Raw genomic sequence first — 1,259 nt, forward strand, 5'->3', positions numbered from 1 at the left:
AATTTGTGCATTGTAAAGATTGTGATACGGATGGAATGAAGAAATGGTTCACTTTGTTGTGCTAATGAATAAACCCAGTAATAACAGTGGTTCGGTGTCTTCCTTGCTATTGGAAGGATAATAATAAGCTTGTTTTTAAAGTGAAGTTAATTAGATGAAAAGCAGTAAATGTCTTCTTTTTATCAAGCAGGCAAGTCAATGAGAGTAAGTGTTGTAGAGCAGTTTTGTAGTATAGAGTAACTTAAATGATAAATATAAAAAAAGCAATAATTGATAGGTTTTACCATTTTTAATGTATTTAAAATAGAGCTGATTTTTACTTTGAAAATTGCTTTAAACAGGTTAAAAAAGGTTAAATGATTTTTTAAAAACATTTAAAAAAACCATACAAATACAGGAGTGAAATATATTTTATGGATCATCAACTTCGTAATTTCTCATTCAGTAAATGAAAAAATAAAGAAAGGAAATAACTGAGTACTACAATTTTTAGAGCATTAAATTTTATAAACTTTATTAGATTATAAGCTTTAGAACGTCATTAACTGGTGTTTTTACGTCACCATTCGTGCCCGCGCTGAGAAGCTGTTCATTGACCAGTTAATTAATGGGTTTTATCAAAAAAGATGTGTTCAAAGTGATGGAGAGCGAATAAGTATCGAAGCGAACCTTATGTAATAAAATAGAAGAGCTGGCATTGCTATAATTTAAAAAAAATAGGAAAGTTATGATGGATCTTCATCAATCCTAAATGTCGGCAAAGTATCGAATATCTATGGCAGACCATGTGCCAACTTCCCTATTGTATTTTACGATGCTTTACAGTTCTTTAATATTAGGCATACGTTAATCAATAATTTGTAATAGGTCATATTCAAATAAAAAATTTAATAGTGTGAAGTTATTAACTTTTTAATGATTACAAATAAGGTAGCATCTCTTCGTTAAATACTTAACATGTTAAGTAATTGGTATATTCAGGGAGGTTTTATATGGGAAGTCTTAACGCTAATATAGTGCAATTACATGAGTTTCAAAATGAAGTTGTTACATTATTGAGTTCTAGTTTTAATATAGCAGGCACAGTTAGTTATTTGGTTGATGAGTCTTGTAAACCTTTGTGTTACGAAACCTATAATATCGCTACTATGATGCATCGCGAATATACTGAGAATTTCTATAAACTAGATCCTTTGCATCCTACTAATTTTCAACATAAGTTAGACCGTGTGGTGAGAATGAGTGATTTGGTTCCGAGA

Annotated in this window: 1 protein-coding gene; it reads left to right on the forward strand. The window is 30.0% G+C overall.

Going from position 1 to position 1,259, the window contains the following annotated elements; translation table 11 throughout:
• Positions 1–992: 992 nt before the first annotated feature.
• Positions 993–1,259, forward strand: a 267-nt coding sequence (locus tag MT391_RS20630; RefSeq protein WP_499499965.1) for a hypothetical protein, incomplete at its 3' end; no start/stop codon positions are given.

Source organism: Vibrio sp. 1-Bac 57 (assembly GCF_037546855.1).
Lineage (GTDB): Bacteria > Pseudomonadota > Gammaproteobacteria > Enterobacterales > Psychromonadaceae > Psychromonas.